Genomic DNA, 15,433 nt, shown 5'->3' with positions numbered 1-15,433 from the left:
CCATTATTGAGTGTAAAGAGCTAGGTTTAACGCCAAGCCTTAAGTATTAAGCCTTGAGCTCTAACTCTTCAGCCTTACTCGACTCATCGATACGAGTGACCAGCAGTTGATCCACTTTATAGCTATCCACATCGACCACTTCGAACTTATAACCAGCATGAACAACCGCATCAGTGCACTTTGGGATCTTACGCAGCATAAACATCATAAATCCGGCGATGGTTTCGTAGTTATGGTTTTGCGGAAACTCTTCAATATCTAACGCTCGCATAACATCAATAATCGGTGTCACGCCATCCATCAGCCAAGAACGTTCATCGCGGGCAATGATCTGCTCTTCACTCTCGGGTAAAGACCAGGCGCCCATCACCGCATCTTGTAAGTCTTTAGCCGTCACTACACCCACAACCAAAGAGTACTCGTTCATGACTACCGCAAAATCCGCTCGGCAATTCTTAAAATAATCCATCGACTCCGACAGACTTAGGGTGTCTGGAATAATAAAGCAATTACTCACCAAGTTCTTATCTTTAAGGCTTATGTTTTCACCGTTAATTAAGCAGATAAGTAACTTCTTAGCGTTAACAATACCCACAACTGTGTCTAACTGCTCATCACAGACTAAGAAGTTAGAGTGAGGTTGCTGGGCAATCTTGGCCTTAATTTCCTCTTCGCTATCTTGTAGCAAGAAATACGCTAAGCTCTCACGAGCCGTCATGGCTGCAGTCACTGGAATGGTTTGCATCTCAAACACTTTTTCCATCATTAGCTGATCGCCTTTATCGAGTACACCCGCTTCTGCGCCTGCGTCCATCACCGCATAGATATCATCGGAGGTCACCGCATCGTTACGTGCCGTTTGAATTTGCAGAACACGGAACACAAAATTAGCTAAGCCGTTAAAGAACCACACTAAAGGCTTGAGTACCACGATGCAGACCATCATAGGGCCAACAAAGGTCATGGCTACCTTTTCAGGAAACGCCATGGCTAGACGTTTAGGCATCAAGTCAGCGATTAAGATAAACAGGCTAGTCACGAAGACAAAAGAGAGTAAGAAACTCATCTTATCTAGCCAAGGGCCGCTCAACCAACTTGAAAGGAACGAGTGAAAATAAGGCGTAAAGGCTGACTCACCCACGATACCGCCCATGATGGCTACCGCGTTCAGGCCAATCTGTACCACGGTAAAAAAGTTACCTGGCTGAGATTGCAGCAGCAACACCTTGTCTGCCCGTGCATCTCCTTCAGACGCAAGCTGACGCAGACGAATTTTACGCCCAGCCGCAAGGGCAATTTCAGACATAGAGAAAAAACAACTGACTCCAATCAGGATCAATATAATCACAGCATTATCAAAGAAGCTCATCTAGCACCTTACCAAAACAAAAAACACACTATCCCTTTACTGCATATCATTATTTGTTCTTAGCGGTACTGACTTCCCTAATAGTAGAACAACGAATAATGACCAATCACTATTGGCGCGATCGCGGAGTATATCCCCAATACAGAGAACTCACCAGCTAATAAATTGACCAATGTGATCGATTAAATTTTTATCATATCGGCAGATATTAAGAGCCTCACCCAAGCCCTTATTTGTATAGAAAATAGTCACAAATTACTTTCATACCCATCAAATTCCACAACTTTTTAGAGCACAAACCACCCCCGCCATTCCATAAAGGAATAGCTGCTATAGATATAACGCTAGTTATCAAAACAAAAGAGAATAGCTAATATCTTGCCATCGCTTTAACAGCCCATTGACGCCTTCGGCAACTTGAGTTTCGGCGGCTAATTAAACCAAATGAAAATGACACGAGGATCCCACCATGGATATGCAGCAAAAACTTCAGCAGTTACTAGACAAACAAGAGATGACCGAGCTTATGTACAAATTCGCTCGTGCGCTAGATAGAGTCGATGGCGACTTAATGAAATCAACCTACTGGGAAGATGCCATTGAGGAACATCAAGATCCTATTTTCCCAGAGCTATTCTTTTACAATGATAACGCTCATCAATTTGTTGAGCCTGCAATGGAAGGCTTCAGGGCCTTAAAAGCCACACAGCACAGAATTAGTAATCCTCTTATCGAGATCGATGGTGATACTGCTACCGCTGAAGCTTATGTCTGGGCCTACCATGTACATGAAGAGGACGGTGTCGATAAAGAGGGCATCTTAGGTGGCCGACACCATTTCCGCTTCGAGCGCCGTGATGGTGTATGGAAGATTAAACATCGCTCTACCGTATTCGACTGGAACCAAAGCCAGAATGCCACAGCAATTTGGGCCGATAATTTCAGCGATAAATACCGCGGTAAACGCAATCATCAAGATGACAGCTACAATTACATCTCAATCTAATCTTTTGACAGCAGTAGGTGGATAAAGGCCGTCACAGACCTTTATCCCTCCTAAAAACGGGTACACATTTGCGGGCTATAAGCCTAATAAGGATAATGATATGGCATCAATGAAGTTTACTGCAGGAGCGGCCTTTCCTAGCATTCAACTGCCCGCCTTAACGGGCGAGTCAATCTCTCTTGGTACGCCCGCTTCAGGTTATGACTGGCGGTTAGTGATCATTTATCGTGGCAAGCACTGTCCACTGTGCACGCGCTATCTCAATGAGCTGGAAAAGTTAGCAGCTGATTTTATGAAGTTAGGCATCGATATCGTTGCCGCATCGGCCGACTCTCTCGAGCAGGCACAGTTTCACAAGACTCAATTAACAGTCAGCTTCCCTATCGCTTACAACCTCACTATTGAGCATATGCAGCAGCTTGGGCTTTATATCTCTCACCCGCGCTCAGAAAAAGAGACCGATCATCCCTTTGCCGAGCCCGGCTTGTTTGTGATTAACGACAAAGGCACAGTACAACTCATTGATATTTCCAATGGGCCCTTTGCTCGTCCAGAGCTCGCCACTTTATTATCAGGACTCTCCTTTATCCGTGACCCTGAAAATAATTACCCTATCCGTGGCACTTATCGTTAATCCTAGAGCTGATTACAGCGCTTAGCGATAGCTTGAGTCTTCGGCTAAACGCTGCTTTAGATAATCAATAAAGCAGCGAACTTTTAACGGCACATAACGACTCTGGGGGTAGATAGCATTGAAAGGTAAGGGGTGAGAAAGATAATTAGGCATAATTCTATTTAGCTTCCCCTGTTCAATATGTTCATCCACCATCCAGGTCGGTAGCTGGGCAATACCAACACCATCTAGTGCCAACTGTAATATCGCCTCGCCATTATCACAGCGACAATTACCACTCACAGGCACCGCAATATCATCAACACTTCCACCAGTCTGTTCAAAGTGCCAGATATTGACCGACTTCAACATCGAGTAGACGATACAGTTATGGGATTTGAGTTCAGAAGGCGCTTTAGGCTCGCCAAAACGATTTAGGTATTGTGGCGAAGCTACCGCAACTAAAGGATTATCGAATAGATGCCTTGCCACCAAGGAGGAATCCTCGAGTTGCTTAGCACGAATAGCGACATCGACTCCTTCGGCGACGAGATCCACATGCTTATCACTGAGCATCAGATCGACTTTTATCTCAGGGTAACTTTTAAGGAAGTCACCCAAGATAGGCGCAATAAACTGACAGCCAAAAACTACAGGTGCCGTAACGCGCAAAATACCTTTCGGTGACGCTTGCTGAGATCGCACCTGAGCCTGCGCCTCATCGAGCTCAGCGATAATCGCCACGCAGTTTTCATAATAAACCGCACCGACCTCAGTCATCGAAAGCTCACGACTGCTGCGAGTGAGTAATTTTGCCCCTAGCAGACTCTCTAAGGCAGCGACTTTCTTACTGATTGTAGCCTGCGTAGTATTCTGCTCTCTGGCTGCAGCAGAAAAGCTACCGGTTTGTACCACACGCACAAAGGCTTTCATTGCACCTAATTGATCCATCTAAACTCCCAATCTAATTGGTCAACCCAGCATTCAAACCGCTCACGGCTGCTTAGCCGTGCTCGGTTTCTTAACTGCAGGTTTCTTAGCTACAGGCTTTTTAGAAACAAAATCTTTGGCACTGCGTTTGTTTTGGCTGCGGCGATTGGCCTTTTTATCACGCGGTGCTCGCTTACTCTCTCCTGTCGACGGTTTGTCGGTCACCTCAAATCCATCAAGTCTCTCGAGCGTCAGCTCTCGATGGGTTAATTGCCCGATGGCCTTAAGACAATCAGCTTCACCATGACACACTAAGGAGATCGCAAGGCCTTTATCACCAGCACGTGCTGTACGGCCAATACGGTGAACATAGACAGGTGCGCTAGCAGGAAGATCCAGATTGATAACCACCGGCAAGGCATCAATATGTATGCCGCGAGATAACAGATCTGTGGTGACTAAAACCGCTAACTTAAGCGACTTGAAGTCGGCTAATGTTTGCTGTCTATCAAGCTGCGCTTTATCACCGTGCAAAGCGCTAGCGTTGATGCCCGCCTTTACTAATCGTTTAACAAGTTTATCAGCATCATCCTTTGCATTGATAAATACCAACACCTGCGGCCATTGCTGTCTTTGAATCAGCGCGATTAATGCCCTCGCCTTATCGCCTTTATTAATCAAATAAAACGACTCATTAATATCGGCAGCCACACTATTAGCAGCCTGCGCTGCGACCTTAACTGGCTTATGCAGCAAATCGAGCGCCTTTTTATTTAGCTCTGGTGCAAGGGTCGCCGAAAATAGTAATGTCTGTCGCTTGCTGGGGATATACTCGAGTATGCGCTCTAGATCTGGCCAAAAACCCATATCCATCAGTCTATCGGCTTCATCGAATACTAGCTGTGTTACCGAGGCCAGTGAAAGGTGCTGCTCACGTAACAGATCCAATAACCTGCCAGGCGTTGCCACCACAAGCTGTGGTTTTCTCTGTAATCTATGCAGCTCTAGCGCCTTAATCTGCTCAGCCTTATCAACACCACCACACAATACAGTTATCACAGTGCTAACAGAGACTAACTTAAGCGCATCACCCACTTGCAACGCCAACTCACGAGTGGGCACTAACACCAGCGCCTCTATCTCCCCCGAGTGGGTATCACCATGGATAATGTTTTGCAGCAGTGGTAAACCAAAAGCATAGGTTTTACCGCTGCCAGTTTGTGCCAGTGCTAACAGATCTTTCCCAGTGAGTATTTCTGGGATAGCAAGTCGTTGTATTTCGGTGGCGTTCACCAGCTTGCTTGGTAGTTTAGATAGGATTTCGGCGCTAAGATTAAGGTCGGAAAATTTCATAGTATGGGCTAATAACGACAATTGCATGGAGTGTAACCACAGCCGCTCTATTAGTAAAATGTACTGTTTGCGCTTGTTGCCACACAGACCCAAAGCCTACTGCATGATAAGCGATAGAGGACGGCTGAATTTGTCGATAAATAAATCCGCGATTAGAGGCTGATCTCTGAGCGACTTTTAGTGTAAAATCCTCTCTTTCGTCAGCCAAAAAGCAGAAGCAATAGCAAGCTATCTCTTCGAGCAGGTCTTCAAGCATGTCGCCAAGTCAGAATCAGGCCCAGTTTTATCTGATGCCAAAGGATGCACAGCAAGTATCAAACGCGCCCAAATCGGCGCTGGAGCAAGTGTATCTACTTGCCTGCCAACTAGCGCAGCGAGCCTTTGCCACTCAGCAATTGGTCTACATTCATTGCCAAGACCAACAGCAGGCCTATGCTATTGATGAATTACTATGGCAATTTGAGCCGCAATCTTTCGTGCCCCATAACCTTAAAGGTGAAGGTCCGTTAGGCGGCGCACCAGTAGAAATTGGCTTTGATAGACTTGGTGCCAACAAAAAACGTCATCTTCTGATTAATCTTGCAGACCAAGTGCCGCAATTTGCGGTAAACTTTGGACAGATTATCGATTTCGTTGCCAACGACGATGGCCATAAAGCGATTGCTCGCGATCGCTACCGGCAGTATCGCGCACTTGGAATTGCATTAAGCACCCAAGATATAGCAACACAACCTATTAATTTTTAGTTTGAGATAAACACGCCCCATGGAAAAAACATATAACCCGCAGTCTATCGAACAGTCTCTCTACCAAAACTGGGAAGAGCAAGGTTACTTCAAGCCACACGGCGATGAGTCTCAAGGCAACTATTGCATCATGATCCCGCCACCAAACGTGACGGGTAGCTTGCACATGGGTCATGCCTTCCAAGATACCATCATGGATACCTTGATCCGTTATCAGCGTATGAAGGGCAAGAACACCCTTTGGCAGGTCGGTACTGACCACGCAGGTATCGCCACACAGATGCTGGTTGAGCGTAAAGTGGCTGCTGAAGAAGGTTTAAGCCGTCACGATCTTGGTCGTGAAAACTTTATCGACCGTATCTGGGATTGGAAAAACCACTCGGGTGGCACAATCACTAAGCAGCTACGCCGCCTTGGTGCATCTGTCGATTGGGATCGTGAACGTTTCACCATGGATGACGGCATATCGAACGCTGTACAAGAAGTATTCGTACGCCTTTATGAAGATGACCTAATCTACCGCGGTAAGCGTCTTGTGAACTGGGATCCGACCCTGCACACGGCTATCTCAGACTTAGAAGTTGAAAACAAAGAAAAACAGGGCAGCATGTGGCACTTCCGCTACCCGCTAGCCGATGGCGCTTTGACAGCCGATGGTAAAGATTATCTAGAAGTGGCAACTACCCGTCCTGAAACCATGCTTGGTGACAGCGCCGTAGCAGTTCACCCAGACGATGAGCGTTATCAATCACTCATTGGTAAGTTTATTCTGCTGCCAATCGTAAACCGTCTTATCCCTATCGTTGCTGACGATTATGTGGATATGGAATTCGGTACAGGTTGTGTGAAGATCACGCCTGCTCACGACTTTAACGACTATGAAGTCGGTAAGCGTCACGCACTACCTATGTACAACATCTTAACTATCGACGCTGCGATCCGCTCAAGCGCCGAAGTGGTTAACACAGATGGCAGTGCAAACAACGACTTAGATAACAGCCTACCAGAGCGTTATGCCGGTCTTGATCGTTTCAAGGCACGTACCGCTATCGTTGAAGAATTTGAACAACTTGGTCTACTCGGCAAAATCGATCCACACGCATTGAAGGTGCCTTATGGCGACCGCTCTGGCGTAGTGATTGAGCCATTGCTAACCGACCAATGGTATGTTTCGGTTGCGCCTATGGCTAAGACTGCGATGGAAGCCGTTGAAAACGGTGATATCAAGTTTGTACCGCAGCAGTATGAAAACATGTACAACTCTTGGATGCGTGATATTCAAGATTGGTGTATTTCTCGTCAGCTTTGGTGGGGTCACCGTATTCCAGCTTGGTACGATGAAGCCGGTAAAGTTTATGTTGGCCGTGATGAAGATGAAGTGCGTGCTAAGCACAAGCTTGACGATTCAGTGGTACTTCGCCAAGACGCAGACGTGCTGGACACTTGGTTCAGCTCTGCATTGTGGACCTTCGCAACTCTAGGCTGGCCTGAAGATACGGCTGAGCTTAAAGCCTTCCACCCAACGGATGTATTGGTTACCGGTTTTGACATCATCTTCTTCTGGGTTGCCCGTATGATCATGATGACCATGCACTTCATCAAAGATGAAAACGGCAAGCCACAGGTTCCGTTCAAGACGGTATACGTGACAGGTCTTATCCGTGATGAAGCGGGTAACAAGATGTCTAAGTCTAAGGGTAACGTACTCGATCCACTAGACATGATTGACGGTATCGATCTTGAGTCGCTTGTTGAAAAGCGCACTGGCAACATGATGCAACCACAACTTGCGGCTAAGATTGAAAAGAGCACCCGTAAAGAGTTTGCCGATGGCATCGAAGCTCACGGTACTGACGCTCTGCGCTTTACCCTAGCGTCTATGGCATCAACAGGCCGTGACATTAACTGGGACATGAAGCGTCTTGATGGTTACCGCAGCTTCTGTAACAAGATCTGGAACGCATCTCGTTACGTGCTGATGAACACTGAAGTACAAGCTGAAGGTGCTAGTGATGATGCCATCGGTGAAGCACTAGATTGTGGCCAAAACGGCGGCGAGATGGAGCTGTCGATTGCTGATCGCTGGATTATCGGTCTGTTCAATGAAACCGTTAAAGCCTTTGACGAGCACATGGCAAACTACCGTTTCGACCTAGCTGCTAACACCATTTACGAGTTCACATGGAACCAGTTCTGTGACTGGTACTTAGAGCTAACTAAGCCTGTAATGCAAAGTGGCACCGAAGCTCAACTTCGTGGTACTCGCCATACTTTGGTTACTGTGCTTGAGCAGATGCAGCGACTAATGCACCCAATCATGCCATACCTAACTGAGACTATCTGGCAGCGCGTTAAGCCGCTTGCAGGTGTTGAAGGCGACAGCCTGATGCTAGCCCAGTTCCCTGAGTATCAGGCCGATAAGGTTGATGCAGCAGCGATGGAAGATCTTGAATGGGTTAAGCAGGTGATTGTTGCGGTACGTAACATCCGTGCAGAGCTAAACATTGCTCCATCTAAGCCGCTAAACGCACTACTACGTGGCGTGAGCGAGCAAGATAAGGCACGTTTAGAGGCTAACCAAACCTTCTTCAAGACCCTAGCTAAGCTTGAGTCTATGACGATTCTAGCCGATGGTGAAGCAGCGCCTATGTCGACTACACAGTTAGTTGGCAACATGGAGCTATTGATCCCTATGGCTGGCCTAATCGACGTAGCTAAAGAAGTGGCACGTATCGACAAGCTACTTGAAAAAGCCCAAGCTGAATTTGCGCGTATCGAAGGCAAGCTATCAAACCAAGGTTTCGTTGCCAAAGCTCCAGCAGCCGTGATTGAAAAAGAGCGTGCTAAGCAAGCTGAATACCAACGCGATATGGATAAGCTAACCGAGCAGAAAGCTGAGCTTGCAAAACTAGAAGGCTAATTCTACAAGCTAACTCTAAAAGCTAAGCTTTATAAAGCATAAAAAAGGGCTGTCATCGACAGCCCTTTTTGTTATCTACAATCTAAACCAATACGTTGCGCCTGCTATACGCGATAGTAGGCTATCTCTTGCTGCATAGACTCTGCAAGCTGGGCCAACTCATGAGTGGCAGCTTGGGTTTGTTCAGCGCCCGCTGCGGTTTGATCTGAAATATCGCTAATATTGATAATATTACGGTTGATCTCTTCCGTTACTAAGCTCTGCTCTTCTGACGCGGTTGCTATCTGTGTATTCAAGCCATTAATCTGTTCGATACTGGTCATGATTTGCAGTAAAGCACCACCTGCTTGTGCCGATTTCTCCACACTTAACTTAGCCTGTTCACTACCACGCTCCATCATGAGCATTGAGTCACGTGCACCTTGCTGTAGACGCTGGATCATCTTTTGAATCTCCTCCGTTGAGTCTTGCGTACGCTTGGCAAGAGAGCGCACCTCATCGGCGACTACGGCAAAGCCTCTACCCTGCTCACCGGCTCGGGCAGCCTCAATCGCGGCGTTCAGTGCTAGCAGGTTGGTCTGCTCTGAAATACCTTGGATCACATCCACTACACTGCCAATTTCATCGGAAGACTTAGACAGCAACTTCATTGCTTCTGTTGCGCCATCCATCTCAATAGATAGAGTTTCAATCACCGAGATACTCTCATCAACAACAGCCTGACCGTGATGCGCCGCATCGCTAGCCTCTAACGATGAACTCGCAGCAGCTTCGGCGCTTTGGGCTACCTCCCTCACCGTCGCAGCAAACTGATGAATCGCCGCAGCTATCTGCTGCGTCTGTTGTTGCTGCTCCACCACATTACGTTGAGTCTGCGTTGATACTACAGAATTCTCTTCGGCCGCGCTGGCTAAGCGAGAAGTCGACTCATGGGTATTTTGTACCGCATGCTGAAATCTTGCCGCTATCCGATTAACGTAGCCAGCGATATGAGAAAACTCATCATCACCGCCAATCACGATACGTTTAGTCAGATCGCCGTTAGCAATATCGTTAGCCGTCATTTCAAGCTCTGTCATCGCTTTGCCCATACGGCGAACAATTAAGGTCGAGCTAATCGAAATAACTAACATGCTGACGATAGAAAAAAGCGCAACCCAAACAATGTAGATCTGCATATCGTGATTAAATTGAGTAAAAGTCTCTTCCCCCTTAACAACCTGCAGATCTAAGAATGATTGCGCCTCGGCGGTAATATTCTTAAACATCGGATTAATCGTTGTCAGCAGCACTCTGTTTGCCGCTTCATACTCACCTTGCTTAAGTGCATCTATCGTAGGATTAAAGCCCTGCGCTACGACGTTATCAAGCTGTGCTTTTAACCTATTTACTTGTAAACGCTCTTGATTATCTAATCTTGCTCCTAAGATCTCATTCTCGATAATGCTATGCAGCAATGTGATTGCCGCTTGCGATTGGCTAATGTGTTGCGTAAGAGGATGGTTATGCATTTCAGAAAATTGACTACTTGGGTCATGCTGAAATGCTAATAACAATTCACTACGTGCTGTCGCTAATTCATTAAGAACTTTACCTGCGCGAATACTATGCTGCATACCCTCGGCATGCAGCTCGCCTATCGACTCTCCGGCATCTTGCATACCGGTAATGCCTTTATAGCCTAAGAATAAAAATGATATTACGGTCAGAAATACGATGAGTTTAAGTTGAAATCGTACCGATTTAAAAAGCGAGATAAAGCCGGACTGTGATTGATGAGATTGGCGAACCTCATCATGCCCTAGCTGTTCGATTAATACAGACATATTAATTCCTGTTCCCCACCAGTATTGATGGAATCATGAAAACAAAGCTCTCTAATTACACTCGTCTTACCCTAAGTAAAACGCAGCTGAAGCAGCATAGTGAAATTGCCCAAATTTGGTATACAAATATAAAACATGTGTTTAAATTATTGATATTGCTCACAAGAGTAAGATTATTTCCCTGAGAGTCGCTATCTTGGTCGCTTTACTTTGCAGTAATTCAAACACTCTATAGCCTTACGCTCAGCTCAAATCCCCAGTAATTGCAGCCTTCGTCAATTTGATGACAACGTCAACAAATCGACTTACCCATTGTTTTTTAAGGCTTATTTATTATCTTTTATTGATTTAAATATCAAAAACACTCAAGATGTGAGCAAATTTCAATAGGTGTTAATAAAATGAAGCATTGGTTGCTATCGAGTTGCGTGTTGCTAGGCTTATCGGCGTGTGGAGGATCTGATGATTCAGGCTCCCAAGATAATGGTGGCGAAATACCGCCCTTGGCTCAAGCACCTAGTGTTGAACTTGGCGAAGGGATGACCACATGGAACGATAAGCTAATCACCCTCGCGGCCAAAGTGGATATCTATGCCTCTGGCAGCTCTACATTCAAGTGGCAGCAAGTCTCTGGGCCAGAGGTGTCACTATCAAGCGCAAGCCTTGACGGTGTGACTATCGATGCCAGAACGCTTGAACAAGATAGCAATATTACACTCAGCTTAACGGTCACCGATAGCAGTAATCAGACCGCTAGCGATCAGGTCAGTATCCAGCTCAAAGATAGAATTAGCGCATCGATGGCAACTGGCGATGCCAGCATTGCCAGTGAGCTCTCTGCGCAGATAACCAAGCGGGCACTACAGCATATCGAGCAATATCGCTCAGATGGCGCAGCGCTGATTAACAAGCTCTACCAAGCCGACGTGGTGCAGTATGACCAAGGTCGACACTCACAGATGATCCAACTTGCCGGTGCCGAGCATGCCTATCCACAAAATAAAGCTTACGCCATCGTCACAGGCAACAAGGGCCTGACCTTTGCAGCCACTAACGATAAGGCGGGCCAGCGGAATGCCGCTTTTGGTACCGATATCATTTCCAGCATACAGCAAGGCAATAACACCAGTTTTGAACCAAGCTTTAAGCGTTTACTCGGTTGGATGTTAGAACAAGATCAAGAGGCCCTTGCACAACCTAAGCAGATAAGGCTGTTTTTGATGGGCGGTAGTACAGTGACTCGCATCAATAGCTGGATTGGCGAGCATTTCCCTCATTGGCAGGTTGAAACCTGTAGTGATGAAGCAACACTCTCAAGCTGTTTAAGCCAAGCGCAATTAGTGATCACAGGTTCATCCGAGCTATTTTCAATCGAGATCGTTGAGCCACTGATTGCCCAAATACAGAGCGAAAAACAACCTCTACTTTATATGCATCTGCACAGCTGGAATAGCGTACCTTTGACTCAAACGGTACTTAATCCAATGGGCTTTAGTATGCAGGGACCAGGCGGCCCAGGTAACTACTTCGCTCAAGATAAAGCGGACTGGGGCTCTGCAAATGCCATGTTAGGCAGTTACAGCGCCCTGGAAAAAGAACAGCTATGGCTAACTCTGTTTGACAATGAGCGAGTCGACTTCAATCTCGCCAACTGTGCCAGCAGTTGCGATGCCGCGTTTAACGATGACTATCGTCCAGCACTAGCGAGTATTCGCAGTAATATCCAAGGGATAGAAACCAATAGGATCGATATCTTTAATCAACCAGACTATTCCCTGTATAAGCTGCTCATTCTTTTAGGTGACAACTATCGTCAAGCTATCCAGTACCCGATGGATATAGCCACCAGCGATAGCCTAAATTTTCTCAAAGCCTATTATGCCGATCACAGCGTATATAACTTCCGCGATATCAATGCCGTGCAACAGGATCTTGGTAACTTTAGCCGCACTGATTTTAGCCACATCAATGCCGTTGACCAAGATGTGAATTTGATGAGTAAGAAAGGCTTCCGCTCTGCAGGTATATACGCCCTCCCAGGCCAAACGGTGAGTGTGACGCGAAAAGACAACAGCGAGGTACGCAGCTGGGTCTTTATCAACACACTACGCTCAGGCTCTACCCATGAGTTTGCTAGCAATGGCTATAACCGCCCTAAACTACTGCAATCGACCCATATCGAAGTCAAAGCGGGTGAAACCATTAAGTTTACCAGCCCCTATGGCGGGCCGATGCAGATTCGTTTCGATCAAACTGATCTGCCAACGCAGTTTAGCTTCGAGCAGGTTGGTCTACACCCATACTGGCGCAAAGGTATGGACGGTGAGCAGTTTTTACAAGACTTAGCGGCAAACCAATATGATTGGGCCGAACTTGCAACCGATCACTTTGAAGTGCATTCAAAGCTCGATAAGATGCAAAATACCATGGAGCATGAGCCGCTTTGGAATACCCCAGAGAAGATGGCCACCGCCATCATGACTCAGGTACATAGTTACCCGCATCTGTTAGCAGGATTTAAGGGACCCTTTATCGATGAAGTCGCCGAGATCACTGAATTTGCCGCCAGCCAAGGCTGGGAGATCGATAGCATCGACACGGTCAAGCATATGAATGCCGACCAAGCCACCTGTGGTTATGGCTGCTCAGGCAACCCTTACGATGCATACTGGTCATTTAGCCCCACTGGGCACGGCGACATTCACGAGTTAGGTCACGGGCTTGAAAAGGGGCGCCTGCGTTTCGATGGCCATGAGGGGCACGCATCGACCAACCCATACTCTTACTATACTAAGTCTCGTGCTTACACAGAGCTTGGTAAGCTACCTTCTTGCCAAGGACTAGATATTGATGATGAGTTTGCCGTGCTGCAAGCGAGTATGAATCAAGCCGATCCGTTCGCTTATATGCAAGAGGCTAAGTTAACCAGCTGGTCGAACGGTATGGCGACCATGCTACAGATGATGGTGGCGGCGCAGAAACAGGGGGCGCTTGAAAATGGCTGGCATCTTCTCGCGAGATTACACATCTTACTACGCGAATTTGAGCGCGCAAAAGCCTCTGAAGAGCTATGGCTAGAGAAGCGAGCTCAGCTAGGTTTCAGCCAGTTTACCCTCGATAGCGTCAAGAACATCTCCAATAATGACTTCTTAATGGTGGCGATGAGCTACTCCACTAAACTGGATTATCGTGAGCTTTATCAGATGTGGGGCTTAGCAACGACCCAAGCGGCCAAAGATCAAGTGGCAGCCTTCAACTTCACGATTGTCGACAGAAAAGTATATGTCTACAACCCAGGGGATTACTGCCTAAGCTTAGAGCTACAGGCGGTTGATGTGGATGGACTGCAGCCATGGCCGCTTTAGCCAGTAGAGCGGATTGAGTCGGTTAGCCACCACCTAAGCACCTGCAGTATAAAGCCAGCTAATAGCAATCAGGATAATATTAGCTGGCTTTTTCTTTTCAGCCCCAAGTCAGTGGCTTTAATAGGTGATTACCACCAATTAAGCGATTGAAATAGGGATCCTACGTCGACCAAAATGCTCCGGTGGACCATCGAATCGCCCAGGCAGTTGGCAGCCACAGTAGTCACACCGACCGCGATTATCTAAGTGATACTCGCCAAGCTCATACCAATCTCTACCTATCAGCAACTTTTTACAGTTAGCACAGTTACTACTGCCGCCACTCGGATCATGAATATTACCGGTATAGACAAAGTTTAATCCTTGGTCGAGGGCTATCTCCCTTGCCCGTATCAGGGTTGAGGCTGGAGTCGCAGGAGTGTCCATCATATGAAAATCAGGATGAAACGCACTGAAATGCAGCGGTATATCTGAGCCTAGATTATCCCTTATCCAGCGACACTGCCCCTCGAGTTCTTGGCTAGAATCATTTTCTCCAGGGATTAATAGAGTCGTTAGCTCAAACCAGACCTGAGTCTCATGGCGCAGATAGAGTAAGGTATCGAGCACATCACTTAAATGCCCGCCGCAGATCTTACGGTAAAAACCTTCGGTGAAGCCTTTGAGATCGACATTGGCGGCATCCATAAATTTAAAGAACTCGACCCTAGGTTCAGGGCAAATATAACCTGCGGTCACTGCTACCGCCTTGATCCCCAGTTCATGGCAAGCCTTTGCCACATCGATAGCGTATTCATGAAAGATTACCGGGTCGTTATAGGTAAAGGCCACACTCTTGCAGCCCATGCGTTTGGCTGTAGCGGCCAAATCATCGGGCATGGCTTTGGCGCCTAAGGTATCGAACTCTCTCGATTTACTGATATCCCAGTTTTGGCAAAACTTACAACTCAGGTTGCAACCAGCGGTGCCAAATGAGAGTACCGAGCTGCCGGGGTAGAAGTGATTTAACGGCTTCTTCTCTATCGGGTCGATACAAAATCCACTAGAGCGGCCATAGCTTGTCAGCTTTATCTGATTATCTATGTTTTGCCTAATAAAACAGACCCCACGTTTTCCTTCTCTGAGCTGGCAGTGCCGTGGGCAAAGGTCACACTGCACTCGGCCGTCATCGAGCCTGTGCCAATACTGAGTCTTTACCGTAAAAATATCACTATGACTGGTTGCATTCACTGTGTGGTTTGTAGACATAAATACGTCCCTAGGGCGCAACTTTAGTGAGCTATACTTAAAGCCTAGTTGATAACC

At 46.8% G+C, this 15,433-nt stretch carries 10 protein-coding genes; 5 read left to right on the top strand and 5 right to left on the bottom strand.

Annotated features, from left to right (window positions below; genetic code table 11):
- Positions 1 to 46: 46 nt before the first annotated feature.
- Positions 47 to 1,369, bottom strand: a complete 1,323-nt coding sequence (locus tag L1D44_RS08345; RefSeq protein ID WP_239889697.1) for a hemolysin family protein — start codon at positions 1,367 to 1,369, stop codon at positions 47 to 49.
- 469 nt (positions 1,370 to 1,838) lie between these two features.
- On the opposite strand from L1D44_RS08345, the gene L1D44_RS08340 reads away from it, so the two are divergent.
- A complete protein-coding gene (locus tag L1D44_RS08340) occupies positions 1,839 to 2,375 on the top strand; it encodes a nuclear transport factor 2 family protein (protein ID WP_239889696.1) in 537 nt (178 codons plus the stop codon).
- Between the two features lie 100 nt (positions 2,376 to 2,475).
- Complete coding sequence (locus L1D44_RS08335) at positions 2,476 to 3,009, top strand: peroxiredoxin-like family protein (RefSeq protein ID WP_239889695.1); 534 nt, start codon at positions 2,476 to 2,478, stop codon at positions 3,007 to 3,009.
- Between the two features lie 21 nt (positions 3,010 to 3,030).
- Here L1D44_RS08335 and L1D44_RS08330 read toward each other — a convergent pair whose 3' ends face one another.
- Positions 3,031 to 3,939 (bottom strand): LysR family transcriptional regulator, encoded by a 909-nt coding sequence (locus L1D44_RS08330; protein ID WP_239889694.1) that lies wholly within the window; start codon positions 3,937 to 3,939, stop codon positions 3,031 to 3,033.
- Positions 3,940 to 3,981: 42 nt separating this feature from the next.
- Complete coding sequence (locus L1D44_RS08325; RefSeq protein ID WP_239889693.1) at positions 3,982 to 5,271, bottom strand: DEAD/DEAH box helicase; 1,290 nt, start codon at positions 5,269 to 5,271, stop codon at positions 3,982 to 3,984.
- Positions 5,272 to 5,525: 254 nt separating this feature from the next.
- Between L1D44_RS08325 and L1D44_RS08320 the strand changes: the two genes are divergently transcribed.
- Positions 5,526 to 6,017 carry a DNA polymerase III subunit chi gene (locus L1D44_RS08320; protein WP_275660430.1) on the top strand — a complete coding sequence of 164 codons (492 nt, stop codon included), beginning with the start codon at positions 5,526 to 5,528 and terminating at the stop codon, positions 6,015 to 6,017.
- A 19-nt stretch (positions 6,018 to 6,036) separates the two neighbouring features.
- Positions 6,037 to 8,937: a valine--tRNA ligase gene (locus tag L1D44_RS08315; protein ID WP_239889692.1), complete on the top strand. Its 2,901-nt coding sequence runs from the start codon at positions 6,037 to 6,039 to the stop codon at positions 8,935 to 8,937.
- A gap of 104 nt (positions 8,938 to 9,041) precedes the next feature.
- Here L1D44_RS08315 and L1D44_RS08310 read toward each other — a convergent pair whose 3' ends face one another.
- Complete coding sequence (locus L1D44_RS08310; RefSeq protein ID WP_239889691.1) at positions 9,042 to 10,763, bottom strand: methyl-accepting chemotaxis protein; 1,722 nt, start codon at positions 10,761 to 10,763, stop codon at positions 9,042 to 9,044.
- A gap of 401 nt (positions 10,764 to 11,164) precedes the next feature.
- On the opposite strand from L1D44_RS08310, the gene L1D44_RS08305 reads away from it, so the two are divergent.
- Entirely contained in the window at positions 11,165 to 14,128 is a 2,964-nt protein-coding gene (locus L1D44_RS08305) for an ImpA family metalloprotease (RefSeq protein WP_239889690.1), read from the top strand.
- 138 nt (positions 14,129 to 14,266) lie between these two features.
- Here L1D44_RS08305 and amrS read toward each other — a convergent pair whose 3' ends face one another.
- The gene (gene amrS / locus L1D44_RS08300; protein ID WP_239889689.1) at positions 14,267 to 15,376 is read right to left on the bottom strand and encodes an AmmeMemoRadiSam system radical SAM enzyme; all 1,110 of its coding nucleotides are present in this window, start codon (positions 15,374 to 15,376) and stop codon (positions 14,267 to 14,269) included.
- Between the last annotated feature and the right edge of the window lie 57 nt (positions 15,377 to 15,433).

Origin of the sequence: Shewanella sp. Isolate13 (assembly GCF_022398325.1) — a bacterium.
In the GTDB taxonomy this organism is placed as follows: Bacteria; Pseudomonadota; Gammaproteobacteria; order Enterobacterales; family Shewanellaceae; genus Shewanella.
This window is presented reverse-complemented; position numbering and strand designations above follow the sequence as displayed.

Bases quoted from the DNA above. Each gene is read 5' to 3' on its own strand.
- L1D44_RS08345 (WP_239889697.1), bottom strand. From the start codon at position 1,369: ATGAGCTTCTTTGATAATGCTGTGATTATATTGATCCTGATTGGAGTC.
- L1D44_RS08335 (WP_239889695.1), top strand. From the start codon at position 2,476: ATGGCATCAATGAAGTTTACTGCAGGAGCGGCCTTTCCTAGCATTCAA.
- L1D44_RS08310 (WP_239889691.1), bottom strand. From the start codon at position 10,763: ATGTCTGTATTAATCGAACAGCTAGGGCATGATGAGGTTCGCCAATCT.
- L1D44_RS08330 (WP_239889694.1), bottom strand. From the start codon at position 3,939: ATGGATCAATTAGGTGCAATGAAAGCCTTTGTGCGTGTGGTACAAACC.
- L1D44_RS08325 (WP_239889693.1), bottom strand. From the start codon at position 5,271: ATGAAATTTTCCGACCTTAATCTTAGCGCCGAAATCCTATCTAAACTA.
- L1D44_RS08315 (WP_239889692.1), top strand. From the start codon at position 6,037: ATGGAAAAAACATATAACCCGCAGTCTATCGAACAGTCTCTCTACCAA.
- amrS (WP_239889689.1), bottom strand. From the start codon at position 15,376: ATGTCTACAAACCACACAGTGAATGCAACCAGTCATAGTGATATTTTT.
- L1D44_RS08340 (WP_239889696.1), top strand. From the start codon at position 1,839: ATGGATATGCAGCAAAAACTTCAGCAGTTACTAGACAAACAAGAGATG.
- L1D44_RS08305 (WP_239889690.1), top strand. From the start codon at position 11,165: ATGAAGCATTGGTTGCTATCGAGTTGCGTGTTGCTAGGCTTATCGGCG.
- L1D44_RS08320 (WP_275660430.1), top strand. From the start codon at position 5,526: ATGTCGCCAAGTCAGAATCAGGCCCAGTTTTATCTGATGCCAAAGGAT.